At 36.2% G+C, this 25,795-nt stretch carries 27 protein-coding genes and 1 riboswitch; of the genes, 18 read left to right on the forward strand and 9 right to left on the reverse strand.

The window, feature by feature from the left end:
- Positions 1-7 precede the first annotated feature (7 nt).
- The 12 genes from xseA to dapA all read left to right on the forward strand — a co-directional run bounded on the left by xseA (position 8) and on the right by dapA (position 11,015).
- The gene (xseA, locus tag RVY80_RS08835; protein WP_317330295.1) at positions 8-1,231 is read left to right on the forward strand and encodes an exodeoxyribonuclease VII large subunit; all 1,224 of its coding nucleotides are present in this window, start codon (positions 8-10) and stop codon (positions 1,229-1,231) included.
- The gene (xseB, locus tag RVY80_RS08840; RefSeq protein WP_295189834.1) at positions 1,206-1,412 is read left to right on the forward strand and encodes an exodeoxyribonuclease VII small subunit; all 207 of its coding nucleotides are present in this window, start codon (positions 1,206-1,208) and stop codon (positions 1,410-1,412) included. The genes xseA and xseB overlap by 26 nt, the downstream gene beginning before the upstream one ends.
- 11 nt (positions 1,413-1,423) lie before the next feature.
- Positions 1,424-2,302 (forward strand): polyprenyl synthetase family protein, encoded by an 879-nt coding sequence (locus RVY80_RS08845; RefSeq protein WP_295189836.1) that lies wholly within the window; start codon positions 1,424-1,426, stop codon positions 2,300-2,302.
- Positions 2,303-2,417: 115 nt separating this feature from the next.
- Entirely contained in the window at positions 2,418-2,915 is a 498-nt protein-coding gene (locus RVY80_RS08850) for a divergent PAP2 family protein (RefSeq protein ID WP_317330298.1), read from the forward strand.
- Positions 2,912-3,715 carry a TlyA family RNA methyltransferase gene (locus RVY80_RS08855; RefSeq protein WP_295189842.1) on the forward strand — a complete coding sequence of 268 codons (804 nt, stop codon included), beginning with the start codon at positions 2,912-2,914 and terminating at the stop codon, positions 3,713-3,715. Before RVY80_RS08850 ends, RVY80_RS08855 begins: the two co-directional genes overlap by 4 nt.
- A 9-nt stretch (positions 3,716-3,724) precedes the next feature.
- Positions 3,725-4,609 (forward strand): NAD(+)/NADH kinase, encoded by an 885-nt coding sequence (locus tag RVY80_RS08860; RefSeq protein ID WP_317330300.1) that lies wholly within the window; start codon positions 3,725-3,727, stop codon positions 4,607-4,609.
- A 98-nt stretch (positions 4,610-4,707) separates the two neighbouring features.
- A complete protein-coding gene (locus tag RVY80_RS08865) occupies positions 4,708-5,283 on the forward strand; it encodes a class I SAM-dependent methyltransferase (RefSeq protein WP_317330302.1) in 576 nt (191 codons plus the stop codon).
- A gap of 378 nt (positions 5,284-5,661) precedes the next feature.
- Positions 5,662-6,117, forward strand: a complete 456-nt coding sequence (argR, locus tag RVY80_RS08870) for an arginine repressor (protein WP_295189851.1) — start codon at positions 5,662-5,664, stop codon at positions 6,115-6,117.
- 4 nt (positions 6,118-6,121) lie between these two features.
- Complete coding sequence (recN, locus tag RVY80_RS08875; protein WP_317330303.1) at positions 6,122-7,789, forward strand: DNA repair protein RecN; 1,668 nt, start codon at positions 6,122-6,124, stop codon at positions 7,787-7,789.
- Between the two features lie 72 nt (positions 7,790-7,861).
- Positions 7,862-8,031, forward strand: a riboswitch (Lysine riboswitch).
- Between the two features lie 99 nt (positions 8,032-8,130).
- Positions 8,131-8,928, forward strand: a complete 798-nt coding sequence (gene dapB / locus RVY80_RS08880) for a 4-hydroxy-tetrahydrodipicolinate reductase (protein ID WP_317330304.1) — start codon at positions 8,131-8,133, stop codon at positions 8,926-8,928.
- A gap of 143 nt (positions 8,929-9,071) precedes the next feature.
- On the forward strand, positions 9,072-10,103 hold the full coding sequence (locus RVY80_RS08885) for an aspartate-semialdehyde dehydrogenase (RefSeq protein WP_295189860.1): 1,032 nt from the start codon (positions 9,072-9,074) through the stop codon (positions 10,101-10,103).
- An 18-nt stretch (positions 10,104-10,121) separates the two neighbouring features.
- Positions 10,122-11,015, forward strand: a complete 894-nt coding sequence (gene dapA, locus RVY80_RS08890) for a 4-hydroxy-tetrahydrodipicolinate synthase (protein WP_317330306.1) — start codon at positions 10,122-10,124, stop codon at positions 11,013-11,015.
- Between the two features lie 190 nt (positions 11,016-11,205).
- Here the strand turns inward: dapA and tnpA are convergent, their stop codons facing one another.
- Complete coding sequence (gene tnpA / locus RVY80_RS08895; RefSeq protein ID WP_317330308.1) at positions 11,206-11,574, reverse strand: IS200/IS605 family transposase; 369 nt, start codon at positions 11,572-11,574, stop codon at positions 11,206-11,208.
- A 256-nt stretch (positions 11,575-11,830) separates the two neighbouring features.
- Positions 11,831-12,547 carry a transcriptional repressor LexA gene (lexA, locus tag RVY80_RS08900; protein WP_317330309.1) on the reverse strand — a complete coding sequence of 239 codons (717 nt, stop codon included), beginning with the start codon at positions 12,545-12,547 and terminating at the stop codon, positions 11,831-11,833.
- Positions 12,548-12,802: 255 nt separating this feature from the next.
- Here lexA and RVY80_RS08905 point away from each other — a divergent pair, with 255 nt between their 5' ends.
- Positions 12,803-13,114 (forward strand): LysM peptidoglycan-binding domain-containing protein, encoded by a 312-nt coding sequence (locus tag RVY80_RS08905; protein WP_295191603.1) that lies wholly within the window; start codon positions 12,803-12,805, stop codon positions 13,112-13,114.
- A 36-nt stretch (positions 13,115-13,150) separates the two neighbouring features.
- Here RVY80_RS08905 and RVY80_RS08910 read toward each other — a convergent pair whose 3' ends face one another.
- Positions 13,151-14,155 carry a site-specific integrase gene (locus RVY80_RS08910; protein WP_295194114.1) on the reverse strand — a complete coding sequence of 335 codons (1,005 nt, stop codon included), beginning with the start codon at positions 14,153-14,155 and terminating at the stop codon, positions 13,151-13,153.
- Between the two features lie 85 nt (positions 14,156-14,240).
- The gene (locus tag RVY80_RS08915) at positions 14,241-15,080 is read right to left on the reverse strand and encodes a hypothetical protein (protein ID WP_317330311.1); all 840 of its coding nucleotides are present in this window, start codon (positions 15,078-15,080) and stop codon (positions 14,241-14,243) included.
- A gap of 261 nt (positions 15,081-15,341) precedes the next feature.
- Between RVY80_RS08915 and RVY80_RS08920 the strand changes: the two genes are divergently transcribed.
- The 4 genes from RVY80_RS08920 to RVY80_RS08935 are packed head-to-tail and all read left to right on the forward strand — an operon-like array spanning position 15,342 to position 19,561.
- Positions 15,342-16,946: a sensor histidine kinase gene (locus RVY80_RS08920; RefSeq protein ID WP_295191612.1), complete on the forward strand. Its 1,605-nt coding sequence runs from the start codon at positions 15,342-15,344 to the stop codon at positions 16,944-16,946.
- Positions 16,947-16,951: 5 nt separating this feature from the next.
- The gene (locus RVY80_RS08925; RefSeq protein ID WP_295191615.1) at positions 16,952-17,656 is read left to right on the forward strand and encodes a response regulator transcription factor; all 705 of its coding nucleotides are present in this window, start codon (positions 16,952-16,954) and stop codon (positions 17,654-17,656) included.
- A gap of 6 nt (positions 17,657-17,662) precedes the next feature.
- A complete protein-coding gene (locus tag RVY80_RS08930) occupies positions 17,663-18,991 on the forward strand; it encodes a VanW family protein (protein WP_317330313.1) in 1,329 nt (442 codons plus the stop codon).
- Positions 18,992-19,000: 9 nt separating this feature from the next.
- A complete protein-coding gene (locus RVY80_RS08935; protein ID WP_295191620.1) occupies positions 19,001-19,561 on the forward strand; it encodes a phosphatase PAP2 family protein in 561 nt (186 codons plus the stop codon).
- A gap of 305 nt (positions 19,562-19,866) precedes the next feature.
- Here the strand turns inward: RVY80_RS08935 and RVY80_RS08940 are convergent, their stop codons facing one another.
- From RVY80_RS08940 to RVY80_RS08950, 3 genes are all read right to left on the reverse strand, one after another.
- Positions 19,867-20,193, reverse strand: a complete 327-nt coding sequence (locus tag RVY80_RS08940; protein WP_295193215.1) for a hypothetical protein — start codon at positions 20,191-20,193, stop codon at positions 19,867-19,869.
- A 113-nt stretch (positions 20,194-20,306) separates the two neighbouring features.
- A complete protein-coding gene (locus RVY80_RS08945) occupies positions 20,307-21,170 on the reverse strand; it encodes an HAD family hydrolase (RefSeq protein WP_317330316.1) in 864 nt (287 codons plus the stop codon).
- Between the two features lie 27 nt (positions 21,171-21,197).
- On the reverse strand, positions 21,198-22,139 hold the full coding sequence (locus RVY80_RS08950; RefSeq protein WP_317330317.1) for a DUF1848 domain-containing protein: 942 nt from the start codon (positions 22,137-22,139) through the stop codon (positions 21,198-21,200).
- A 169-nt stretch (positions 22,140-22,308) separates the two neighbouring features.
- Here RVY80_RS08950 and RVY80_RS08955 point away from each other — a divergent pair, with 169 nt between their 5' ends.
- Complete coding sequence (locus RVY80_RS08955) at positions 22,309-23,058, forward strand: class I SAM-dependent methyltransferase (RefSeq protein WP_317330318.1); 750 nt, start codon at positions 22,309-22,311, stop codon at positions 23,056-23,058.
- A gap of 3 nt (positions 23,059-23,061) precedes the next feature.
- Here the strand turns inward: RVY80_RS08955 and RVY80_RS08960 are convergent, their stop codons facing one another.
- Together RVY80_RS08960 and RVY80_RS08965 are read right to left on the reverse strand one after the other, a co-directional pair.
- Positions 23,062-24,357, reverse strand: a complete 1,296-nt coding sequence (locus RVY80_RS08960; RefSeq protein ID WP_317330320.1) for an amidohydrolase — start codon at positions 24,355-24,357, stop codon at positions 23,062-23,064.
- A 157-nt stretch (positions 24,358-24,514) separates the two neighbouring features.
- The gene (locus tag RVY80_RS08965) at positions 24,515-25,759 is read right to left on the reverse strand and encodes an adenosylhomocysteinase (RefSeq protein WP_317330322.1); all 1,245 of its coding nucleotides are present in this window, start codon (positions 25,757-25,759) and stop codon (positions 24,515-24,517) included.
- Positions 25,760-25,795 lie beyond the last annotated feature (36 nt).

Below are 25,795 nucleotides of genomic sequence, written 5' to 3' on the forward strand. Positions count from 1 at the left end.
TCTCTCTATGAATATATTTACAATTACACAACTAAATGCACTCATAAAACGTACCTTAGACCGCGAATATTTGCTGAAAAGCTTTTATGTAACAGGCACCATCATCAATGCAAAACGTCATAGTAATGGGCATTTTTATTTTTCATTAAAGGATGAGGAATCTGCCATCGATGTAACTATGTGGTCTAGTACAGCTATGAGCAAAGGGCTAGCAAACCAAGTTAATAATGGTATGCTCGTTACTATCAAGGCGGGATTAAATTTTTATGGTAAAACAGGTCGTTTAAATTTAGTAGTTCAAGATATGCAGGTAGGGGAAAAGAGCCCCTTACAAATTGAATTTGAAGCCTTAAAACGTGAATTGACTGCCTTAGGGTATTTTGATGAGTCTCATAAACAGATGATCCCAGAAATGGCCACTTGTATAGGTCTTGTTACATCAAAATCAGGTGCCGTTTTACATGATATTCTTCATGTGAGTGGTAATAGAAACCCATTAATTCAATTTAAATTATTTTCTGTTCCAGTTCAAGGTGAAAAAGCTGGTCCAGTGATTGCTCGTGGCATTTATGAAGCCGATGCAGATCCAGATGTGGAATTAATCATTGTAGGTCGCGGTGGTGGATCCACTGAGGACTTATGGTGCTTTAATGACCGTGCTGTGGTAGAGGCTATTTATCATGCTAAGAAACCCGTAATCAGCGCCGTAGGTCATGAGACAGATTATACACTCTGTGATTATGTTGCGGATGCTCGTGGTGCAACGCCAAGTCATGCCGCAGAGATGGCAGTAATGCCTTTGGTTGTATTACAAGAACGATTAGCAGAAAAAGAAAATTATTTACACACATATATTCGCACTATGGTGCAACAAAAGAAGCAAGAATTAAGTGCCTTATTTAATAGACGATTAGGTATGCCGGCACTTCAATTTTTACATGGTCAAAAGACTAAATTGCAGGGACTTTCACAACAAATGGAATCTAGTTCCATAAAGAAAGTGCAAGAGAAAGAACATCAATTAGCATTGCTAGCTAAACAGCTAGACATGTTAAACCCGCTCCATTTAATGGTTAAAGGGTATAGTAAAATCGAAAAAAATCAGAAAGCGATTCAGTCTGTCCAAGATGTGGCAGTCGGTGATTCGTTATCGTTAACAGTGATAGATGGGATTATTACAACCTGTGTTGAGGAGGTAACAAGCGATGGCCGCTTCACTCAAGAACTATGAGAAGAAATATGCAGCATTAGAGGAGATTGTTCGTCATTTAGATGAAAATGAATTATCTATTTCCGAATTGCTCACACAATATAAAAAAGGATTAACCTTAGTTCAAGAATGTTCTCAAATGTTGGACACAGTGGAAACTGAGATTCAACAGATTATTGAAGAAGTTCGTATTTCTGAATAATGGAGCCGATAATGGTAAAACAATATTTAATAGATAGTAAATACATTGTAGAGGGATGGCTCGAAACATTATTAGTATCCCCTAATGAAGAATATAAAAAACTATATGAAGCTATGAATTATAGCTTGTTACAAGGGGGGAAACGTATACGACCTATTTTGACAAAGGCCGTATTAGAATCTCTGGGGGCAACTGTGGAGCCCTATAAGGAGTATGTATGCGCCATGGAGTGCATTCATACATATTCTTTAATACATGATGATTTACCTGCTATGGATAATGATGATTATCGTCGTGGTAATTTGACTAACCATAAGGTTTATGGCGATGGTATGGCCATACTAGCTGGTGATGGACTATTATCCTATGCATTTCAATTGGCTGCACAAAATAAAAATGCAACACCAGAACAAGCTGTAAAAGCTATTTCTATTATAGCTACTGCTGCTGGTCCAGAAGGAATGGTAGGTGGACAAGCCTTTGATTTACAAAGTGAAGGTAAACATTTACCATTACAGGAACTACAAGTGCTACATAAAGGTAAAACGGGAGCTTTATTTGCCGCATCAGTAGAGCTAGGTCTGGTGTTAGGTCATGCAGATCAAAAATCTTATGAAGCGTATATGACTTATGCCAATGCATTGGGGTTATTATTCCAAATCACAGATGATATTTTAGATATTACTGGTACCATTGAAGAATTGGGGAAAACACCAGGTAGCGATTTGAAACTAGATAAATCTACCTATGTATCATTATTAGGCCTTGATGGGGCGCGACAAGAGGCACAACGTGTAGCAGATACTGCCAAACAAGCGCTTTTATCTACGAATCATAGTACGGACATTTTAATTGGCTTGATTGACTATTTATTAGAACGTAGCAATTAATATGACTACATTATTTAATGTGTTAAAGTAATATAAAGTGATTTTTATAATACTGTCTATACCATATGCAATGTTAGTTGAAATGAAATAATCGTATGTAGATAAGTAGAAAAGGATGATAGATATGTTGTCAGAGTTATGGGAAGCTATAAGTCAAAATTACATAGCTCAAGCTGCCTTTTGGGGTTGGGTTTCTGCACAAGTCTTGAAATTTATAATTGTACTCGTAAAAGATCGTACGTTACGTTTAGACCGTCTTGTAGGTTCTGGGGGATTTCCAAGTTCTCATACCTCCTTTGTAATGTCTACAACCACTGCATTACTACTAAAAAATGGACCTGACTCTGATTTATTTATTGTGTCATTGATTTTTTCAATTGTTGTTATGTATGATGCTTCTAATGTACGACTAGAGGCTGGAAGACAAGCTCAAATATTAAACCAGATTGTTGAGCATTTTAAAAAACGAAATATTCCAGTTATGCTAAAAGGATCTCAACAAAGTTTAAAAGAATTATTGGGCCATACACCATTTGAAGTGTTTGGTGGTCTTATTTTGGGTATTGCCGTAGCATATTATCAATATTCTTATATATATAATGGTGTACTATGAGTAAAAAAGAACGTTTAGACGTGTTATTAGTAAATAGAGGCCTTTTTGAAAGCCGTGAAAAAGCCAAGGCCGCTATTATGGCAGGATTAATCTTTATTGGTACTGAGCGTATAGATAAAGCGGGTACTAAAGTAGATATAGAAGCCAATTTAGAAGTAAAAGGCAATACATTACCATATGTAAGTCGCGGTGGGTTAAAACTTGAAAAGGCTATTGAACTATATCATATCGATTTAACGAATGCAGTAATGGTTGATATTGGTGCTTCCACTGGAGGCTTTACCGATTGTGCTTTGCAGAATGGGGCTAAAAAAGTCTTTGCCATAGATGTAGGATATAACCAATTAGCATGGAAACTTCGACAAGATCCTCGTGTTATTAATATGGAAAAACAAAATATTCGTACCGTTACGCCTATTCAATTAGGGGAATTGTCTAATTTTATTTCTATTGATGTAGCCTTTATTTCTTTAGATAAAGTTTTACCAGTTGCTACTACATTATTACAAGCTGATGGTTCTCTTGTGGCCTTAATCAAGCCTCAGTTTGAAGCAGGTCGTGAAAAGGTTGGTAAGGGTGGTATTGTTCGTGATGAAGCTACTCACAAAGAAGTATTACATAGAATATTACAAGTAGCCTATGATTGTGGATTATATTTGCATGGCCTTACGTATTCACCGATTAAAGGCATGGAAGGAAATATTGAATTTTTAGGGTACTTTAAAAAATACAAAGAGGGAGCCTTAGACATTACTGATGAATTAATTAATGACATCGTTACAGAGGCCCATTCCTTATAGGAGTTAATTATGCGTGTTGCTTTTATCCCGAATATGGGGAAAAAAAATATTCTATCTGTCTTGGAAACGGCAGTAAAGCTTTGTAAAGACTATAAAATGGATGTCTATTTGCCTGAAGATGAAGAGGTAAAGGAAATTGCTAAATTAATACATGTATCATCTGACCATATATTACCTAAACCAGAGTTGTTTAAACACGTAGATATGGCACTCAGCTTTGGTGGCGATGGAACCATTATCCATTTAGCGAGACAGATTTTTTCTTATAATGTACCTATTTGCGGTGTTAATTTGGGAGAACTGGGATTTTTAAATCAAATAGAAATTAATCAATTAGAATGTCATTTGCAGCGCATTTATAAAGGTGATTATAATATAGAGAAACGAAATCATTTGCATGCTTATATTGAGCGGGCAGATGGTACGATTACGGAGTTAGAACCTATTATTAACGAAGTGTGTATTACAAAGTATGAACCTGCTAGAATGGCACGTATCAATTTGTCTATTAATAATCATCATACTCAAATGTATCCTGCGGATGGTTTAATTATTTCCTCAGCCACCGGCTCTACGGGTTATAATCTTTCAGCAGGTGGACCTATAATGACACCAGATAATCGTTCGATTATTGTAACACCTTTAGCGCCACATTTAATTCAAGGTGTATCTATGGTACTTAAGGAAAGTGATACATTACAAATTACTATGCCTGAACGTGAACCAGAGTTACATATCTGTATTGATGGTAGTTTTGATTATACTTTTACCAATAAAGATGTTTTGCACGTCAAATCAAATCCTGTGTATTGTCAGTTTGTACGATTTAAAGATCAGCATTTCTTTAGTACATTGTTTAAAAAGTTATCTTCGCGACGAGATGAGTTGTTATAGTAAACGATACTCATGAGTTGCCCTTACTATGGACATCTACATAATATCTTTTGTTCTTGTAAAATTAAGATTAATTATTGTATTAGGATGTGAAAGACATGATCAATATTAATAATGCTGTACAATTTCAACATTTATTATGGGATCGTATCATGCAAGAGGCTCATGTTGTTGTTGACGCTACCTGTGGTAATGGTCATGATTTATTATACTTAGCTGAACATGCCAATGATGGATGCCATCTGTATGGGATTGATATTCAATCTGATGCTATAGCTAAGAGTCAAGAATTACTGAGCCATACACTAAAAGATAGAAGAATATCTATCACATTTATCCAAGGATCACATGAATTGGCTATAGAAGAACAGATAAGCGAAGATTCCATAGATTTATTAATATTTAATCTTGGCTATCTCCCTGGGGGAAATCATTCTATCATTACTACTTGTGAAAAAACGATACAAGCTTTAGAAAATGCTATTCCCAAGTTATCAAAGCAAGGAATTATAACTTTAGTGGTCTATCCTGGTACAGCATCTGGCAAGAATGAACAACTTTGTTTAGAAGAGTTCTTAAGTGGATTAGATCAAAGTAAACACAATGTATGTCATTGGAAGCCTTTGAATCAACGTAATAATCCCCCAGAGCTTTATATGATTCAAGTTAGATAGACGTGATAATTGCTATAAACTAATATGGCGATGTATATGTTGTAATAAAATAGTATATTAGTAATATAGTTTCTGATATTATAAAAAATAGTTATTGATTTTAGTCATATTATATTCAAAAAGACCTTATAAAAGGTCTTTTTTTGTCTATTTTTGAGAAAATGAATAGGATGCATTATTTGTATAAAATAAATAAGCAACATCATAGTTGGTTTTTCTGGTTCCCATGTTTATTGGATTACACGATTCGTAGAATTTTATATTTTATGCATAAATTGTATAATTATCAGTGTGAATATAGGTGAATATTTATGTAAATGTGTTATAATAATAATGGAAAAAATATGTTTTCTATGGTTTTAAAAGGAAGTGAATACCATGAAACGCTATCGTTATAACAAAATAAAAGAAATTGTACAATCTAAAGCTATTGAAACACAAGAGGAATTAGCAGCTGCGTTACTTGAAGAAGGAATTGAAGTTACACAAGCTACTGTATCTCGTGATATAAAGGAATTAATGCTTATTAAAATACCAACAGGAGATGGTCATTATCGCTATGCCTTATCTCCTGAGGAAAATGTAGTATTATCTCGCAGCAGAATCAATCGTTTATTCCAAGATTCTATTATCAAAGTTGATTCTAGCATAAATCTAATTGTGTTACATACAATTCCTGGCTCTGCACAATCAGTAGCGTTTTCTATTGATCATGCAAAATGGACAGAGATTATTGGTACATTAGCAGGAGATGACACAATTCTACTGATTGCTCGTACTGAGTCCGATGTGCCGACAGTCATTTCTCGTATAACTGATTTGATGAAAGATTAATACTATGTTGACGCAAATGAGCATCAGAAATTTTGCGTTGATTGAACAAATGAATATTTCCTTTACGGATGGCATAACTATCTTTACTGGGGAAACTGGGGCTGGTAAATCTATACTCATGGATGCCTTTAGTATTCTTCTGGGTGAACGCGCTAGTAACGAGTTTATCCGTCATGGTAAGGATAGTTTTGTCATTGATGGGACATTTGATATTAGTCAACACAAAAGCTTATTAACTTTATTAGAAGCAAAAAATATAATTGTTGAAGATGAACAATTGATTTTGTCTCGTTCATTCAATCGCAATGGTAAGTCAACCATATTGGCGAATGATCAAGCGATTCCTTTGAAAGCACTCAAGGAAATTGGACAAGAATTAGCTGATATTCACGGACAATATAGTAATCAAGAATTATTAAATGCTACAACTCACCATAATTATTTGGATACATATAATGATGATGCCAGACAAGCCTATGTGCAATATAAGAGTAAGTATAGCGCTTATATAGAAGCGAAACGTCAGGTGGATCATTTGAGTGAAAATATGACAGAACGGGCTCGTGAATTGGATATGCTTAGCTTTCAAATTGACGACATTGAAGATGCGGGCCTTACTATTGGTGAGGATATAGCTATTGCGGAGGAATTAAAACGCCTTGACAGTTTTGACCACGTGGATAAAGTGTTACGTGAATGCTATGATGCCTTTTATGGTGGTCGCCATCCATTACTTGATACGGTAAATACCATTAAGGTTGAGATGAATGATTTAATTCGTTATGATGAGCAAGTCAAAGAAATCTCTGAGCTTGTGAACTCCGCCTATTTCCAATTAGAGGAAGCGGCCCAATTCTTAGATCGTTATCGTGACTCTATCAGTTATGATGAAGAACGGTATGCCTATTGCCAGGAACGAGATTCTGTCATTTATGGTCTCAAGAAAAAATATGGAGATACTGTAGAAGATATTCTTGCTTATGAGGCAAAAGCACAAAATCGATTAGAGGAATTAGAACATCAAGTGTTTGCACAAGATGAACTGGCATCTCAGCTCGTTCAATGTGAAGCAGAAGCAAGAAAGGCTTTAGCTAATTTACGTAAGATACGTGAAACAACAGCTGCTATTGTGGCAAAACAATTGCAAGCTGAATTAAGCCAACTCGGTATGGAAAAGAGTGAAATTTCCTTTAATATCGTTAATTCAGATACTTTGACCGCACTGGGTGCTGATTCCATTGAACTATTATTCAGTGCTAATAAAGGGGAACAGTTACTGCCACTTCATAAGGTAGCCTCTGGTGGTGAGTTAGCACGTATTGCGTTAGCATTTAAATCTGTATTTACTGGTGATACTCATAAAACACTTGTATTCGATGAGATTGATGTCGGTATTAGTGGTGATATTGCCTTAAAAGTAGCGGAAAAGATTTTAGCGATTTCCAAGCATAATCAAGTATTTTGTATTACTCATTTACCACAAACGGCAAGTATTGCAAAACAACATTATCATTTGGCCAAAATAGAGCAAGAAGGACGTACAATCTCTACATTAAATATATTGACAGAAAAAGATCGTTTATCACAAATTGCGTCTATGATGTCAGGTAAAGGTATGTCAGAAACGGCATTAGCTGCTGCCAAAGAATTGGTGGCTCATTTTAAAAAATAGAGATGAAGACAATCAGTCCCATTAGATATTGTAAATAGTTGACGTGGACTGATTTTTTAAGTATACTTTATGTATTGTAATAGAGGTGCAAATGCAAAGAGTACATATATTTAGCTTGGTAGGCATTGAGATATATGAAAAGGTGTAATTGCCGAAGTGATAATTTACCGAGGGTTATTGCTGGTCGTTTGTTTAAGAGACACTCGACTGTCATCAATATTTGATGGAGTGCTATTTCATTGAGCTTTTACATACTATTTTTTGTGGTTTGCAAGAGATATAAATGTGTATAGATTGCCAGTGGATTTCCTCCACTGGTTTTTTTCGTATAGGAGGGCACTATGCTTAGAGTTATGGTCTGCGGTGCAGGCGGTAAAATGGGGCGTGAAGTTGTAAAAGCTGTTCATGCTGATGCTGAATTAGTAATGGCCGGAGGTATTGATCCAAGTCAAGCGGGTAATGATGTAGGAACTGTAGCCGGTATTGAATCATTACACATTCCAATGGCAGCATCTTTAGATGAGGTGCTCGGTGAAAATAAACCTGATGTAATAGTAGACTTTACATCGCCTGCTATTATCTTTGAAAATGCTAAAAAGATTTTAGGCGCAGGTGTTCATATCGTTATCGGAACAACTGGACTTTCACAAGAACAACGAGATGAACTAGCCGCTATCGGCAAAGCAAACAATGCTAATTGCTTGGTAGCTCCAAACTTTTCATTAGGCGCTGTGATGATGATGAAAGTATCAGCAGAACTAGCACAATATTTCCCAAATGTGGAAATCATTGAATTACATCACAATCATAAATATGATGCACCATCTGGTACAGCTGTATTGACAGCTAAATTAATCAATGAAGCGAAAGCAGCCGCTAATGTTGTGGCCACTGAGGATCTAACTCGTGAAAGTTTGCCCGGTGCTCGTGGTGCGAAAGTGGATGACGTAACAATTCACAGTGTAAGATTACCAGGTTATGTAGCACACCAAGAGGTTATTTTTGGTGGTTATGATGAAGCATTAGTAGTTCGTCACGATAGCTTGAGCCGACTATCCTTTATGCCTGGCGTTGTATTAGCATGTAAAAAAATTGTTGAACATCCAGGTTTAACATATGGATTAGAACATTATCTATAATAGCTAAAAAATAGGTACTATAATATTATGTATGAATACATGTTATAAATTTGTATATAATGTGATATTGATGGTAGATATGCTACAATTGAGAGTATAAGAGACAATATAAGAACATTCGAATTAATATAGGAGATTTAATCATGAAAAAACCAAACGTTGCCATTTTAGGGGCTACAGGTGCTGTAGGTGCAGAATTTATTACATTAATTGGGGAACGAAATTTTCCCTACGAAAATCTAAAATTATTGGCATCTGCACGCTCTGCAGGTACAGAACTAGTAGTTAATGGTCAAACTTATGTGGTAGAAGAAGCAACACCTGAATCTTTCGACGGTATTGATATCGCTTTATTTGCTGGTGGTTCTATCTCCAAAACATTGGCTCCTGAAGCTGCTAAACGCGGAGCTATCGTTATCGATAACTCCAGTGCATTCCGTATGGATCCAGAGGTACCATTGGTAGTACCAGAGGTTAATCCAGAAGATATTCTCACACACAAAGGTATTATTGCGAACCCAAACTGTTCTACAATTATCATGTCCTTAGGTTTAAAACCACTTCATGATTTATCACCTATTAAGCGTATCATTGTTAGCACATACCAAGCTGTATCAGGTGCAGGTAAAGAAGGTATTGAAGAACTTGAAAATCAAGTACGTGAATATAATGAAGGCAAAGAAATGACTGCTAACCTTTTGCCTACAGGTTCAATGCCTAAACATTATCCAATTGCATTCAACTTGATTCCTCAAATTGATGTGTTCTTAGATAATGACTATACTAAAGAAGAAATGAAAATGGTCAACGAAACTCAAAAGATTTTACATGATGATTCCATTCAAGTAGTACCAACTACAATTCGTGTGCCTGTATATCGTTCCCATTCCGAATCTGTATTAGTTGAAACAGAAGAACCTGTATCTGTAGAAGACTTCCGTGCAGCCTGTGCAAACTACCCTGGGTTACAAGTCAAGGATAACCCTGCTAATCAAGAATATCCAATGCCTTTATATACATCTAATAAAAATGATTGTGAAATTGGTCGTATCCGCAAGGATTTGTACAATGATAAAGGTATGAACTTCTGGATTGTTGGTGATCAAATTCGTAAAGGTGCTGCATTAAATGCCTTGCAGATTGCTGAATATATTGTAGAAAAACAAGCATTTTAATTTATACGGAGGAATATTATGAAAACCTTTGGCCGTGTATTAACCGCCATGATTACGTCATTTAATGAAGATGGCTCCGTAAATTTTGAAAATACAGTAGCCATTGCAAAACACTTATTGGCGAATGGTTCGGATGGACTTGTTGTGTGTGGCACTACTGGTGAAAATCCAACTATGTCCAAAGCTGATAAAATTCAATTGTTCAAAGAAATCGTTGCAGCTTGTGGTGATCAAGGTACTATTATTGCTGGTGTTGGTAGTAATGATACAAAAGCAACTGCAGAGTTTGCAAAAGAAGTTTCTGAGATTTCTGGTATTGATGGTTTATTAGTTGTAGTGCCATATTATAATAAACCTAATCAAAAAGGACAATATTTACACTTCAAAACCGTAGCTGAATCAACTACATTGCCTATCATGGTATATAATGTACCAAGTCGTGTAGGTACAGCTATTTCACCTGCAACTATCGCAAAATTACATCATGAATTCCCACATATTAATGCAGTTAAAGAAGCAAGCGGTAACTTAGCGATTGGCACAGAAATCAAAAAATTATTACCTAATGATGACTTCATGTTATATAGTGGTGATGATGGGTTAACATTACCATTATTGTCAGTTGGTGGTGTTGGTGTTATTTCTGTAGTAGCTCATATTGCGGGTACTGAAATGAATAACATGATTCAAGCTTTTGAACAAGGCGACTTATCAACGGCTATGAAAATCAATCGAGATTTATTCGATATTACAAAAGCTATGTTTGTTACAACAAATCCTATTCCTGTAAAATATGCATCTCGCCAAATCGGCTTGCCAGCAGGGGCGTTCAATTTACCAATGTGTGAACCAAATGATGAAGAAGCCGTAGCTATAGACAATGCATTAGCAGAATTTAAAAATAATAAATAGTTCCAATTAAATCAGATTCTTGTATTTTGATAAAGAATATTGATTATAAATCATGACCACCCGTCTAACGGGTGGTTTGCTCACAGGCTTTAAGCCTGAGTTACCGGCCAGCGCCTTAAGACGCTGGCTTTCACTTCGTTCAATCCACATTGCCCTTGCCACTTTAGCTAAACCCTAAAGGGCATATTGTCTACTTGCCACCCTTAAAAGGGTCCTCATATTCTTTAATACTAATTTTATCCGACATCTTGTCATGTATTTCCTGCTCAGTGATATACTTTTTAATTGTAGCCTCATTTAGTCCTACTGTTGATACATAATATCCCTCAGCCCAAAAGTGTCTATTTCCATATTTATACTTTAAATTGGCGTGCTTATCAAATATCATCAGAGCACTTTTACCCTTCAAATATCCCATAAAACTCGATACTAATATTTTTGGTGGAATCGTCACTAACATATGAACATGGTCGATCATTAGATGTCCTTCAATTATAGTAACTCCTTTGTATTCACATAACCATCTCGTGTGCGCTAGGCTTTGTTCCTTTGTCGCCATAGAAATCACCTCTTTATTTGCATATAATGCGGCTTGAACACCTTTATTATATAACGATTCAGAGGTGATTTTTTAGTATAACTATCGTTTCCGCACCCGCATAGCGGGTGGTTTTATGATTCGCGATTACATCGCGAACCAGTCTAAAGACAATAATATTAGAGCCCTTCTACATACTGTAGAAGGGCTCTTTTTCATAGTGAAAGAGAAATTTATTATGAAATTTAGCTTTTAACAACATGTTAGATATTTGAGTTTAAATACGATCTCGAATTAAACCAATCACAAGACCTGCAATTTCACAATTTTTTGTAATAATCGGCTCAAAATTATCATTTTCAGGTTGTAAACGTATATGATCAGCCTCTCGGAAGAACCGTTTTACAGTAGCTTCGTCATCATTTACTCGAGCTACAACAATGTCACCATTATTAGCAGTATTTTGCTGACGCACAATTAATAAATCATCTTCATAAAATCCGATATTAATCATAGATTCACCACGAACACGAAGGGCAAAACAGTCAAAATTACCAACTAATTGAATAGGTAAAGTTAATACTTCTTCTATATTTTCTGTAGCAAATACAGGCATGCCTGCTTGAACTTGACCGAGTAATGGTACACGGCGTAATACAACATCTGTAATTTCTACTTCATCAGAAAAAGTATCAGTTGATGTATGGGATACACTAGAAGGTGCAGCGGATTTTTGATGAAAACCTTCTATAACTAGTGTAGATAATTTATCTTCTACTAATGTGATAGAACGGTTTTTATTTTTAGCACGCTTAATATATCCGAATTTCTCTAAGGTATTCAAATGAGATTGAACAGTAGAGGTTGAGCTAAGTCTCATATAATCACAGATTTCACGAACTGTGGGGCAGTGGTAGTCATTATATAGAGAATCTCTAATATACAAAAGAATGCGCATTTGTTTACTGTTTATATCTGTAGCAGGGCGTCTCATAAGGAACCTCCAGGGGAAAAAGTAATATATAAATCAAATTATATATAGTCAAATAGGTATTACATAGCCTTAATATATCTTTATTATACGGATTTTCACAAATAAATGCAAACAAACGTTCTTAAAAGTGTTGACCGAACATTTGTTTGCGTGCTACAATATGCATGTAAGAAAACAAATGTTCTGAGTAACTATGTTCGATAATAATGTATTGAATATGATTTAAACTATAAATTATTAAGAGAGGCGATTATTATGAAAAAAGATTTGTTGATTATGATTGGTATGTGTTTAACAGTATTATTTGGTTTTCAAATGACAAATCCTAGTGTAACACTTGATACACAGAGTGTTCATACGGTTACGGTACAAAAAGGTGATACTGTTTGGGATATTGCTAATCGCGTAACTACTCATGATATAGATGTGCGCCAAGTTGTATATGCTGTAAAAGAACTTAACAATATAGATGATGCTGGTGCATTAGTTCCTGGTACAACATTACAAGTACCCACTGTAAAAGAAGTTAGTCCTGTTAGAGCTCTGGACTATGTGGCTCAAAATTAAATATAGATTAAAAAAGACGCACAAAAGGCGTCTTTTTTATTTTCTACGACTACCAAAAATAGTGGAGATTGGGTTATCTACAAATTTATTGGCTTCATTGATATAGCGGCGCACCATGTTAACACTATGGTGACGAGTTTGTCTCATAATATTACGTTCTTCTACACCATAGGAAGCGGCAGTTGTAGCAAAACCATGACGTAGACTATGGGCACCATACATGTTTGGATCTAATCCGATTAATGTAACGTATTTTTTGACAATATCTGCAATAGATTTATCGGATATAGCAGTTTTTCGTAATCCCATAGTTTTTGTGAATCCTCTAAATACAGGACCGTCTTTGATTTTTGCATAATCTAGCCAATTACGCATAGCTGTAACAGCACAGAATTGAGAATTTGGAATATAGGGAATAGCAACAATTGCACCGTGACCCTCTTGGTCTGCTTTGGAGGATGCTACAAATATTTCCAATCCTTGTTGGGAAAAATTAAGATGTTCTACCGTAAGGGCCGCTATTTCACTTCTTCGAAAGGCGCCCATAAAACCAATTAGAAGAATGGCTTTATCCCTCATAATTTGAATATCTGGAACTTCAAGATGTGACATAGCTTCAAATATGTCTTCTAGGTCTTCAAGCAGAATAGGAGTTTTACCTTGTTGGAAGGTACCTTTTAAACGACGAATACCACGAAGAGCGTTCTTAACTAAAGGGTTGATACAAGGATTTAATGCCATACCTGATGCATTATAATTTTCGGAGATGGCGCTGATACGACGAGAAATAGTATTAGCCTTTGCATAATCAGCTAAATCATTAATATAGTTAACGATTGTTTCTGATGTGGCAGGGAAATACTCTACATGATTATAGTTGCACCAATCAACAAAATCAGACCAATCTGATTCATAGGCATCGATAGTGTTTTCTGATTTTGAAAGAATAATACTTTGTTTAGCTTTCATAGAAAGTTTTGTACTATTCAGCAATGCATCATTATGACGCAGATAAAAATGTTTATTAGAATTGTCAGTCATATATCGTCCTTAGAAAAAATTGAATTGTATAGCTATATTGTAACATATAAAAGAGCCCTATCTAAAGATAGGACTCTTCACTGTATTAGAACCGTGGGCCATGTGGGCGATCATCACCAACATTGACATCTAATACTTGACCAGTTACGGCGTCTACGACTACACGATAATTTACTTTATCTTGTTTCATGGAGACTAAGTAAAGTGGATTTTGTGTAGGTTGAGATAAACTGTTTGCGTTTACAGTTGGATTGGTAGCATTTGTAGTCATCACATTATTAGTAGTTATAGCATTAGTTTGATCATCTGCAGGTACTCCTTGATTCATAGGTTGTGGTAAATTATCTTGTGGGCCATTGGACATAGCATCACCTACACCCCCTTGTGGAGCATTAGAAGGTGCAGCACCTGGCATAAAACCAGGACCATCTTGAGGTGAATTCATAGGTTGGTTATCATTACCTTGTGGAGCATTAGATCGTGGGCCATGATTTCGATTTCCGTGTTCACCGCGACTCCCTTTGTTATCGTGGAAATGACCTTTGTTGTGTTTATCCATTGTTAAATCCACTAGCATGAGATCACGGAAGGAGAGAGTACTTTCATCAGCAGCAACGGCATTTGCGGCGATGGATTTTACTTTGCTTTCATCTAGTAATGTAAGATTTTTAGCGGCTGCTTGTTGTTGTACTATAGCATTTTGAGCCATAATCATTTGATGATGTGCTTCCATACGTTCTTGATGATGATACCATTTTAAACCACCACTTACGGCTACGATAACGGCCAAGGCAATACCAGCTTTTTTAAGGTTAGATTTTGTAAATACGTTCTTCGCCCCTGTAGATATAGTATTTAGGAATTTTTCTTGTTTTGAAGTTTCATTAGGTGTGTTGTTTTGATTGTTTGTGTTCATATTTGTCATAGTATTTCTCCTTATATAGATCTTAATTTAGTAACTAAAAGTTATCCTACAATTACATTTTTTAGCTGTTTGCTATGATGTCATTCTAGATATTTTGCATGATTGTTAGATGAATGATAATTAACTTATTTAGAAACAATCTGTGAAACACGAGCAATTTAACTGAAATTATGATAAAGTATTACTTGTAAAAAGTAACTATATAAGGGTTAAATATATGTTTAATACCTATATGGTACATTGTAGTATTTAGGAGAGCTAATGAAATTATTTGACGCATTAACTTCATTTAATCTAACTAATCTAAAAGATGTATCTATTAAAAAGCGATTGCTTTTTGGCAATCTATTAATGGTACTAGTTCCTATTTTTAGCATGCTCATATTAGCCGCTATATTTATTGGTGTTATTCGCTATACACACCCTGTGCAAGAAGCATTGAAACTAAACTATCAAACTCGTGGAGAGTCGTTATCGGTACAAATATTGCTTAGTTCTTTGCAAGGTGATGTTGATTCCTCTATACCTAATAAATTAGAGAGAATTCGAGGAACATTAGAGTCGTTAGAGAAATTTGGTATTACAACAGCAGTAGTTGAAAATGGTATAGTAACTCGATTAAGTCCAGGTGTTGAAGGTACACCAACTTACTCATTACTACAAGAATATATTAACAATTCAAATCCTGAAGAGTATCATAATCATATAAGACATGATGAGTCTAATGACGCATCTAAACTTGATGATGATGATCCACAAATGCAATCTTATATGGTATGGGATAAACACGGTATTATATTTAGATATGCCTCACACTATGATAGAATTATTGTTGTAGGCACAGGTAATACACCGTTTATCATTGGACAACCTAATGGACCAGGAGCACCACCAGATGAAGACTTTAAGAATATTCTCGATTCTGGTTTAATTGTTATCTTTGGCATCGGTATTATCATTATTATTTTACTTGGTATTAATATGACTCGTATGTTATCGAATCAAATTTTAAAGCCATTAAAAACATTACAAAATGCATCGAAACGTATTCGAGAAGGTAATCTTGATACACCTATTGAATCAACCACGGAAGATGAGTTTGGTGATACTATCCGCGCATTTGAATCCATGCGTAAAGACCTAAAACAAGCCCATGAAGATCAAGAAGTGTACGAAGAAAATCGAAAAGAACTAATTGCTGGTATTTCTCATGATTTAGCAACACCAATTACAATGATTAAGGGCTATGCTAGTGGTTTATTGGACGGGGTAGCATCTACACCAGAGAGACAACGCCAATATGTAAAAAATATACAAGATACATCTAACCAAATGGATGTGCTTGTAAAGGAGCTATTTGTATTTTCTAAATTAGATTTAGGTCGATTAGAATTCGATTTAATGCCACTCAATGTATATGATTACATTCACGATTTTATCAGTGATGCTGGTCCAGTCTATGAAGCTCGGGGCTTGAGACTTTCATTATTGACACCAAGGATTACACAAAAAACCAAAGTTGATTATAATCAATTCAAAAGAGTTATTACCAATATCTTTGAAAATAGTTTAAAATATAAAAATACCGAAATGGGCAAGTTAGATGTATATATTAGTGCTACATCGGATATTATAAAAATTAAATTAGTTGATCATGGTCAAGGGGTAGATCCTAATGATTTATCGAAGCTCTTTGAAAGCTTTTATAGAACCGATAAGGCCAGAACAAATGCCCATAATGGTAGTGGTCTGGGTTTAGCTATCGTTAAACGTATTATTGAGGGGATGCATGGAAGTATTCATGCGGCACTAACAAATGGCGGCGGTTTAACTATCTGTATTGAATTACCAGTTATTAAGGAGTAAAACATATGAAAAACATTTTAATTATCGAAGATACTCAAGGCATTGCAGACCTAGAACGTGATTATTTTGAAGCAAATGGTTATGGTACGACAATTGCATCGGATGGGCAAGAAGGATTAGACTTAGCCTTAAAAAATGAATATGATCTTATTATTTGTGATGTAATGTTACCTACGGTAGATGGTTTTCATATTTGTCGTGAATTACGTGCAAAAAAAGACACACCAATTATTATGGTAACAGCTAAAACAGAAGAAATAGATAAAATTAGAGGCTTAGGTCTTGGGGCAGATGATTATATGGTAAAACCATTTAGCCCTAATGAGTTAGTAGCTCGAGCTAAGGCGCATATCGCTCGCTATGAACGCTTAACTCAAAGCAATGCAGCTTTATCGGCAGCACAAAAAGCACGTATCCTTGATTTTGGTGAATTACAAATTCAATTAGATACACACCGTGTATTTGTAGGTGAAAGAGAAGTTAATTTAGCTAATCGTGAATTTGAATTGTTAACATTCCTTGCTGAAAATCCAGGAATTGTTTTCAGTAAAGATCGTTTGTTAGAACGCGTATGGGGTTTTGAATCCAGGGGTGATACAGCAACGGTTACTGTTCATATTAAACGTATTCGTGAGAAGATCGAACCAAATCCAGATACTCCAAAATTCATTGAAACTATCTGGGGTGTTGGTTACCGTTTTAATGGCTAAGAAATAATGAAAAGAGTACATAAATTTATCATTTTGAGCTTAATAAGTATAACCATCAGTGGGTGCGGTTACGTACCCACTGGTTCTGTTACACAAGGAATTCGAGTAGATGATATAGATCTATCAGGTAAAAGTAAGGCTGAGCTTCATATAGCATTAGAACAACTAGGAAAAGAAAAAAATAAACCAGTTACAATTGTGACAGATAAAACCAATACACAGGCTACATGGAAGGATCTTGGTATTTTGGAAAATATAAGTGAATTAGAACAAGATATCTTATCCTATGGATATGAAGATGATGCATTAACATTGTTATCAAATCGTTTTAAAGCGCTTGTGTATGGTAAACAATTTCCTTATGCCCTAAAATTAGATGAAGTACAAGCTCAAGCATTTCTAACTGAATTTGCTAAAACAATGGATACACCGGGTCATGATGCATATTTATCTGTTGAAAATGGTCAAGTTGTATTACATCCTGCCAAAAATGGTAAACGTATAGATATTGCTGCTACTATGAAAGCACTCAAGGAATCTGTAGCTACAGGTAATATTAATACACTATCACTAGTGTATACCACAGAAAATACAGTGAAAGTCACAGATGCAGATTTAAAATCATTAACCACTGTATTAGCAAGTTATACTACTAGCTTTGATCCATCTAATACAAATCGTACAAATAACATTGAAATCGCTGCCAATAAAATGAATGGCACTTTGGTTAAACCAGGCCAAAACTTTTCCTTTAATGAGGTCGTTGGTGAAAGAACAGCAGAGGCTGGATTTGATGATGCTCCTGTTATGATAGATGGTAAACTCGTACCTGGCATTGGTGGCGGCATCTGTCAGGTGAGTTCCACCTTATTTAATGCAGCTTTATTATCTGGCATGGAAATTGTAGAACGAAATCCTCATTTTGAACCTGTTGGCTATATTGCAGCTGGTCGAGATGCTACTGTGGCATATGGCTATTTAGATTTTATATTTAAAAACCCATATAACCAATCCGTCTATGTAATAACTAGTATATTTGGAGGTGAAGTCACTATTTATATTATTGGTGTAGGTTCTGACAAACCTAAATCAGTAGATATTTCTGTAGGTGGAGAAAAAGAAATTCCTCATTCTACAGAAACGCGTACAGATATGACAATAGAAGGTGGACAAGTAATAGAGGGGCATCCAGGACTTACTATGGTAACAACTCGGCATATTGTGTATGGTAATGGCGTAACTAGTACTGATACTTATGAATCCTTATATGACCCAGTAAATACGATTATTATAAAAGGTAAACCAAAGCCAACAACAAAGTCGCCAACTGTCTGAGGAGTTTTTATGGATACAATTTTACAATTTGATTATTCTGTGATATTTTGGATTCAAGCACATATGGTAAATCCATTTTTGACGCCATTTATGTATGGTATATCAAAAATTAGCTCTTCAGGGGCCATTTGGATTATTTTAGGACTCATATTACTTGGAATGAAAAAATATCGCCTTATAGGGCTTACAATTATGATTTCATTATTTTTAGTACTCATAGTAGGTGATTTAAGCTTAAAGCACCTTGTAGGGCGTTTACGACCATTTGTAGACTTTCCGAACGTCCGGTTAGTAGCAACGCCACCAGCAGCAACGAGTTATTCATTTCCGTCAGGACATGCATTTAGTTCGTTCGCAGCAGCAATAGCTATATATATAGGCTTTAGCCATATAGATACTAGAAAGCGTATATTAGGCGTTATAGCAATCATAATTGCTACAATGATTGCATTTTCCAGAGTATATCTATTTGTACATTATCCAACAGATGTATTAGCAGGTGCAGCATTAGGTATTATTGATGGTATCGTGAGCTGGTATATTGGGAACTACGTATATAATTATGTATAATTACGTTTGAGAGAGCGTTCCTTAGTAGAAACACTTGAACTTAGTGAAAGTACTAAAAACCTAGAAAAACACTGATTTCTCTTAAAAATAGATTGAAAAATAACTTCCGATAATATATCGTTATCGGAAGTTATTTGCGTTTCGGTCCCTCGAAAGAGTTTTTAAGCTTATATGATTATTTTATTAGCGATACTTTTTTGAGTTACGTTCAAAATTACTCAATCGTCTTTATTATTTCGTGTATTCTGTTTTAGAATAATTTTGAGTAAATTTTATTGTTAATACGTATTGCTCTGCTAAATCGATTATAACAAGCGTCCTTTATAATCCAATTGACGAATGCCGTAGTCGGAGTCCAATTTAAAATGACCTACATTACCATCCACGGTCTCAAAAGCATATTCATTGCCCCTACGCTCCATTACTTTTATAGGTGCTACTCCTTTTTCCATCAATTTATCTCGAATGCTACGTGCTTGTTCTTGGGTGCAACCACTCAGGTTTTCTAAGATAAATGTATTACTTGTTAAAATAGAGCGATGATATTGGCCTAAGATATTTTTGCCTTTCCGTTGATTTCTAACACGAATAATAGAGGCAACAGCATCTAACGCTAGGGATAATAGACTCATAGGACTCTTCCTTTCAATACATGATTATTTATAGTATAGGGATTTATTATATTTCATGGTTTGTTTCAGTTTTATGACTATCATACTCGGATTCATTATACTATACTTGGTAACTATTGTGTTAATGCTTCTTTTTTATCTCTCACAAAACGACGTTCCAAAATCTCATGAGCGGTTGTTTTATGAATGATTTCTTTCACCAATGTATCTAATTCGGAACCATCACGATAATCGGCCTCTGCATAATAACGAATACGATGTTGTTGCATCATGCGATACACCTTCGTGGTATCCTTTTTGATGGGATCGTAAACACCGATAGAATGACCACCATTAGCATTGACGAGGCTCATGCAAGGAATATCAGTATCGCTGTCGCCAATGTACACCATATTACGGAATGGTACGCGAATGTCCTCTGGCTGAAAGTAATCATTCACCTTTGGATCATTGATGTCGAGTATACCTTTTTGAATACGGAACAAGAATTGCGTTTTATTGGTATAGTTTATCGCTTGTGCTGGCCAGCATGCTACACCTTCTGTATTATACATAAAGGAGCTGGCATAAATTTTTTCAAAGGCCCCCGCCTTTGCCATTTCCGTTCCTTCAATCATGTCTTTAAGGCCAGAGGAAATAATGTAATGCTCAATGGTAACTCCATGTGCATCACCATACTGACGAATACGTTCAAACCATTCTTTCACACCTTCATATAGGGCCACGTGGGAACCGTAATTCATCAAGGCATTTTTGGTCACATAGAATTTACCATACGATGCTTGTATCATCATATACATATAGGCTAAATTGGTATCCATGTCGTTAGCCGTAGCTAATTCATTGGATTCTTTCCAGAATTTCTGCACATCATATTTTACAGACTGGATATAGCCCTGTGCTTGCATATCGTCTGGTGACAGTGTTTTATCAAAGTCGTAGCAAATAGCTAAGACTGGTTTCTCAGATAGTACCATATGATTCTCCTTTCTATTTTAGTAAATTTAAAACTGAAAACTATCCTGTTGTGGTTTCGGTTCCACTATCCAAGACTGTTGATTCGCTTCTTTTACCACATCTTGTGGTAATGCATGACCAATCAAAAATGGAGATGTCGGATTATGCAGTTTCATAGCTTGGCGGACATTGGCTTGGTTAGTATTGGCGTAGCAATACTGACAGAAATGAGCACAACTGTCATAGGCACCTATATCACCATGTAGATAACAGTTACATTCCTCTCGTGAAGGTTGGCGCGTCGGTAGTGACAGTGTGACACCAAAGGCTTGTTCATATACTTCCTTTGTTAAACATCCCGTACTATCCGCACCTACATCAGCAAATACAGAACCTTCCCCGCAAGTTTTCAGAGTCATATGATTAAACTTAGCAATTTGTACGAGTTCAGTAATTAATGACCGTTGAAGCTCCACGGGTGGCCTTATAGCCTGTGGGAAATTACGTCGTACTTTATCATATAAATCGATAAAGCTAACAATGACCGTATCTGTATGGCCCTTTAATCGTTCTGCCATCTCTGTAAATCGTTTCACATGTACATCAAATGTATAAGTTTCATTGATAATTATGGGATCATAGCGCCAGGTCATGGCCTTAGGGCCAATTCTTTCACTAAGGAATATAAAATTCTCTAGGACCTGTTCATAGGGCGGCACATTAGGTTCAATATCTCGGCCATAAAGTGTAATTGTCATATGCCAGTATTCCCTGTATGGTTCGAGTACAGATAGATATGGGAAAAACGGTCTAGGATTTTTAGAACAAAACGCAATGCCATCAATCACATCAGGATTAATCAAATATTTAGTTACGGATAATGGTTGATAAGGATTGCGAACCATCACATAACCCTCCTCTATCCGATTGGCAAGCCATAGCGGATAAAAGGCTGGAATATCGGTACGCTGACCTGTTTGTAAAATCATATTTACTATTTTCTCTATGGCTCTCTATTTTTTGTCAAATGATTCAGACACATAGATGCGAATAAGCTATTCCCCCATAAATGCTATCAAACTTTGGTGGTGTATTTATTTCTTATACAGAAAAGAGTATAATAAACAAAGTTATTATTCATTAGTCTAAGGAGACACTATGTCTGATTCATTTGATAAAATTGTAGAAATACCTACTGATAAAAAAGAATATATTACATCCTATTGGTCTGAACGGGCCAAATCTTTCCGAGAGTTGCGCGAAAAGGAACTCCATAGTCCAAAGGAATTATTGTGGCGTGATGAATTACTATCTCATCTGCCAAACGGTAACTCCCTATCTATTTTAGATATTGGCTGTGGCGCAGGCTTCTTTAGTATTCTCTTATCCCAAGCGGGTCATACGTCCACAGGTATCGATTTAACACCAGAAATGGTTGCAGAATCCCAATACTTGGCTGAACAAGTGCAAAGCATAGCTACATTCCAAGTAATGGATGCAGAAAGCCTTGATTTTCCAGAGGCTAGCTTTGACGTAGTGGTAGCACGCAATGTGACTTGGAATTTACCACATCCTGATCAAGCCTATGCAGAATGGCTTCGCGTATTGAAACCAGGTGGTATTTTGCTCAACTATGATGCGGAACATGCCAAAGGTCATCATCATCGACCTGAAATGTTACATAATGCTCATGCTAATGTACCTACAGAATTACTCGATAAATGTCACACCATGTATCACATGTTAGAAATCAGTCGCTATGACCGCCCTATGTGGGATCACACAGCCCTATTAAATCTAGGTGCCTCATCTTGTGAAATTGATACCACTGTGGGACCTCGTATTTATGATACTGAGGATGAGTTTTATATTCCAGTACCTATGTTTTTGGTGAAAGCAACTAAATAAGTCTTATAAATGTCCAAAGAATTCTTGGGCATTTTTTATTTCTGCCTTTAATTTTTCTTCATCTATAGTCAATAACTCACGATCTTTCATCAAAATCTTGCCATTAACGATAACAGTATTAGCATCAGAACTATTGGCAGAATATGCAAGAGCTGCGACGTCGTTATAACGAGGCATCCAGTGTACTTGGTCGGCATTGTATAGAACGATATCTGCGCGATAACCTTCTTGTAATACACCTAGGTCATGATAGCCAAGAGCTTTTGCCCCTTCTACTGTCCCCATATTCCAAGCTGCTTGTGCAGGGATGGCTTTTGGATCATATAGACGTGCTTTATGAAGTGTGGCAGCAAGGCGTACTTCCTCTAGCATATCTGCATTATTGTTACTAGCAGAGCCATCAGTACCTAAACCAACGGTAATACCTTTGGCAATCATTTCTGGCACTGGTGCAATACCACTAGCCAGTTTCAAATTAGATTGTGGATTATGAGCAACGGCAACATTATTCTCAGCCATAATCTCCATATCTTCTGGTGTTACATGCACACAATGGGCCGCTAGTGCACCATTATAGAACAAACCTAAGTCATGCATGTGGGCAATTGGTGTTTTACCAGTGGCTTTTATAACATTTTCCACTTCACCTTTCGTTTCGCTTAGATGCATATGAATGCCAGCACCAATTTCCTTGGATAAAGCGATAACTTTTTCCATATAATCATCTGGACATGTATATGGCGCATGTGGTCCTAATAAAACCTTGATGCGGTGATTATCAAAGCCATGCCATGTACGATATAAATCGGCATTTTCTACGAGCGCTTGATTGGCTGTTGGGGATACACCCGCAAGACCACGAGATAATACGGCACGAATACCAGAAGATTTAACTTCTTCAGCTGTTGTATTCATAAAGAAGTACATATCACTAAATGTAGTAGTACCGGAACGCAACATTTCAGCAATCCCTAATTGAGTACCATATTTTACATAGTGGTCATTCAGTTTTGCTTCTGTAGGCCAGATAGCGTTTTGTAACCAGTCCATTAATTCCAAATCATCCGCATAGTTACGGAATAATCCCATAGCAATATGCGTATGAGTATTAATGAGACCTGGTGCTGCTAATTGTCCTTTACCATCCAATACTTCTGTGGACTCAGCTGTAGCTTTCACAATGTCCTGTTTATTGGTGAAGATGAATTTAATATAGCCATCTTGAATGGCGATGGCTGCATGATTGATAGTTGTGTCATTCGATAACACGTCGATATTTTTTATGAGTAAATCGTACATAGTATATCCTTTCAAGACAGGGCGAGTACAAATACAGAATATTCCAACATTACAATCTATTTGACGAGTGTATCCTAGAGAATAACCCCATATTGCTCTGCATCGCAATCTATTATGTATAGCCGAAAAGACTTGGCCGAAACCAAGTCTATCGTTATTAGTTAACTTTTGTAAGGTAATCGATTTGATCTTGTGTTAATGCATCTAAATCGTAACCCATGGATTTTAATTTCAAATCTGCAATGCGAGTATCTAATTCGTGAGGTAATACGTGAACTTTTACATCCATTGTTTTACCATGTTTTAATAGATATTCTGCTGCCAATGCTTGCATTGCAAAGGATAAGTCCATGATTTCTGCAGGATGACCATCACCAGCTGCAAGGTTTACAAGACGACCTTCTGCCAATAGGTATAATTTACGGCCATCAGCCATTGTGTAGCCTTCGATATTTTGACGAACGCGTTCATGGCTCACTGCTAGTGCTTCCAAATCAACAGCATTCACTTCGCAATCGAAATGACCAGCATTACACATGATTGCTTTATCTTTCATTACTTCGAAATGTTCTTTTACGATAACGTCTTTACAGCCTGTTACAGTACAGAAAATATCCCCAATTTTAGCGGCTTCAATCATAGGTAATACTTTGAAACCATCGAATACGGCCTCTACTGCTTTGATTGAATCTACTTCTGTTACATATACATGAGCACCAAGGCCTTTAGCACGCATAGCAACGCCTTTACCGCACCAGCCATAACCAGCAACTACGACGTTTTTACCAGTTACAGTGAGATTTGTAGTACGCATGATACCATCCCATACGGATTGACCAGTACCATAGCGATTATCGAACAAGTATTTACAGTACGAATCGTTAACGGCAATCATAGGGAATGTCAATTTTTCCGCATGCTCCAACGCATATAAACGATGTACACCTGTAGTCGTTTCTTCGCTACCACCGATGAGACGTTCTTTGGCATCTTGGCGTGTGGTGTGTAATAGATTTACAAGATCACCACCATCATCAATGATGATATGTGGTTTATGGTCCAATGCTTTATGCAAGAAATTGAAATATTCTTCATCAGTACAGTTATAGCAAGCATATACAGTAATGCCCATATCTACAAGGCCTGCTGCCACGTCATCTTGTGTGGACAATGGATTGGACCCTGTTACAATAACATCAGCGCCACCTCGTTTCAATACGGTTGCTAAATACGCAGTTTTCGCTTCTAAATGCACGCTCACAACGATAGTTTTGCCTTTGAAAGTTTGGCTTTTCTCGAGTTCATCACCTAGTGTATTCAATGTAGGCATGAAGTTAGAAACCCACTCGATTTTTTTACGGCCTTCAGAGGCTAAATTAATATCTTTGATTAAGGATTGCATAGTTAGTCCTTTCTAATAAAATAGGTTGTTCGTTTT

This window comes from Veillonella absiana (genome assembly GCF_032970865.1).
Lineage (GTDB): Bacteria > Bacillota > Negativicutes > Veillonellales > Veillonellaceae > Veillonella > Veillonella absiana.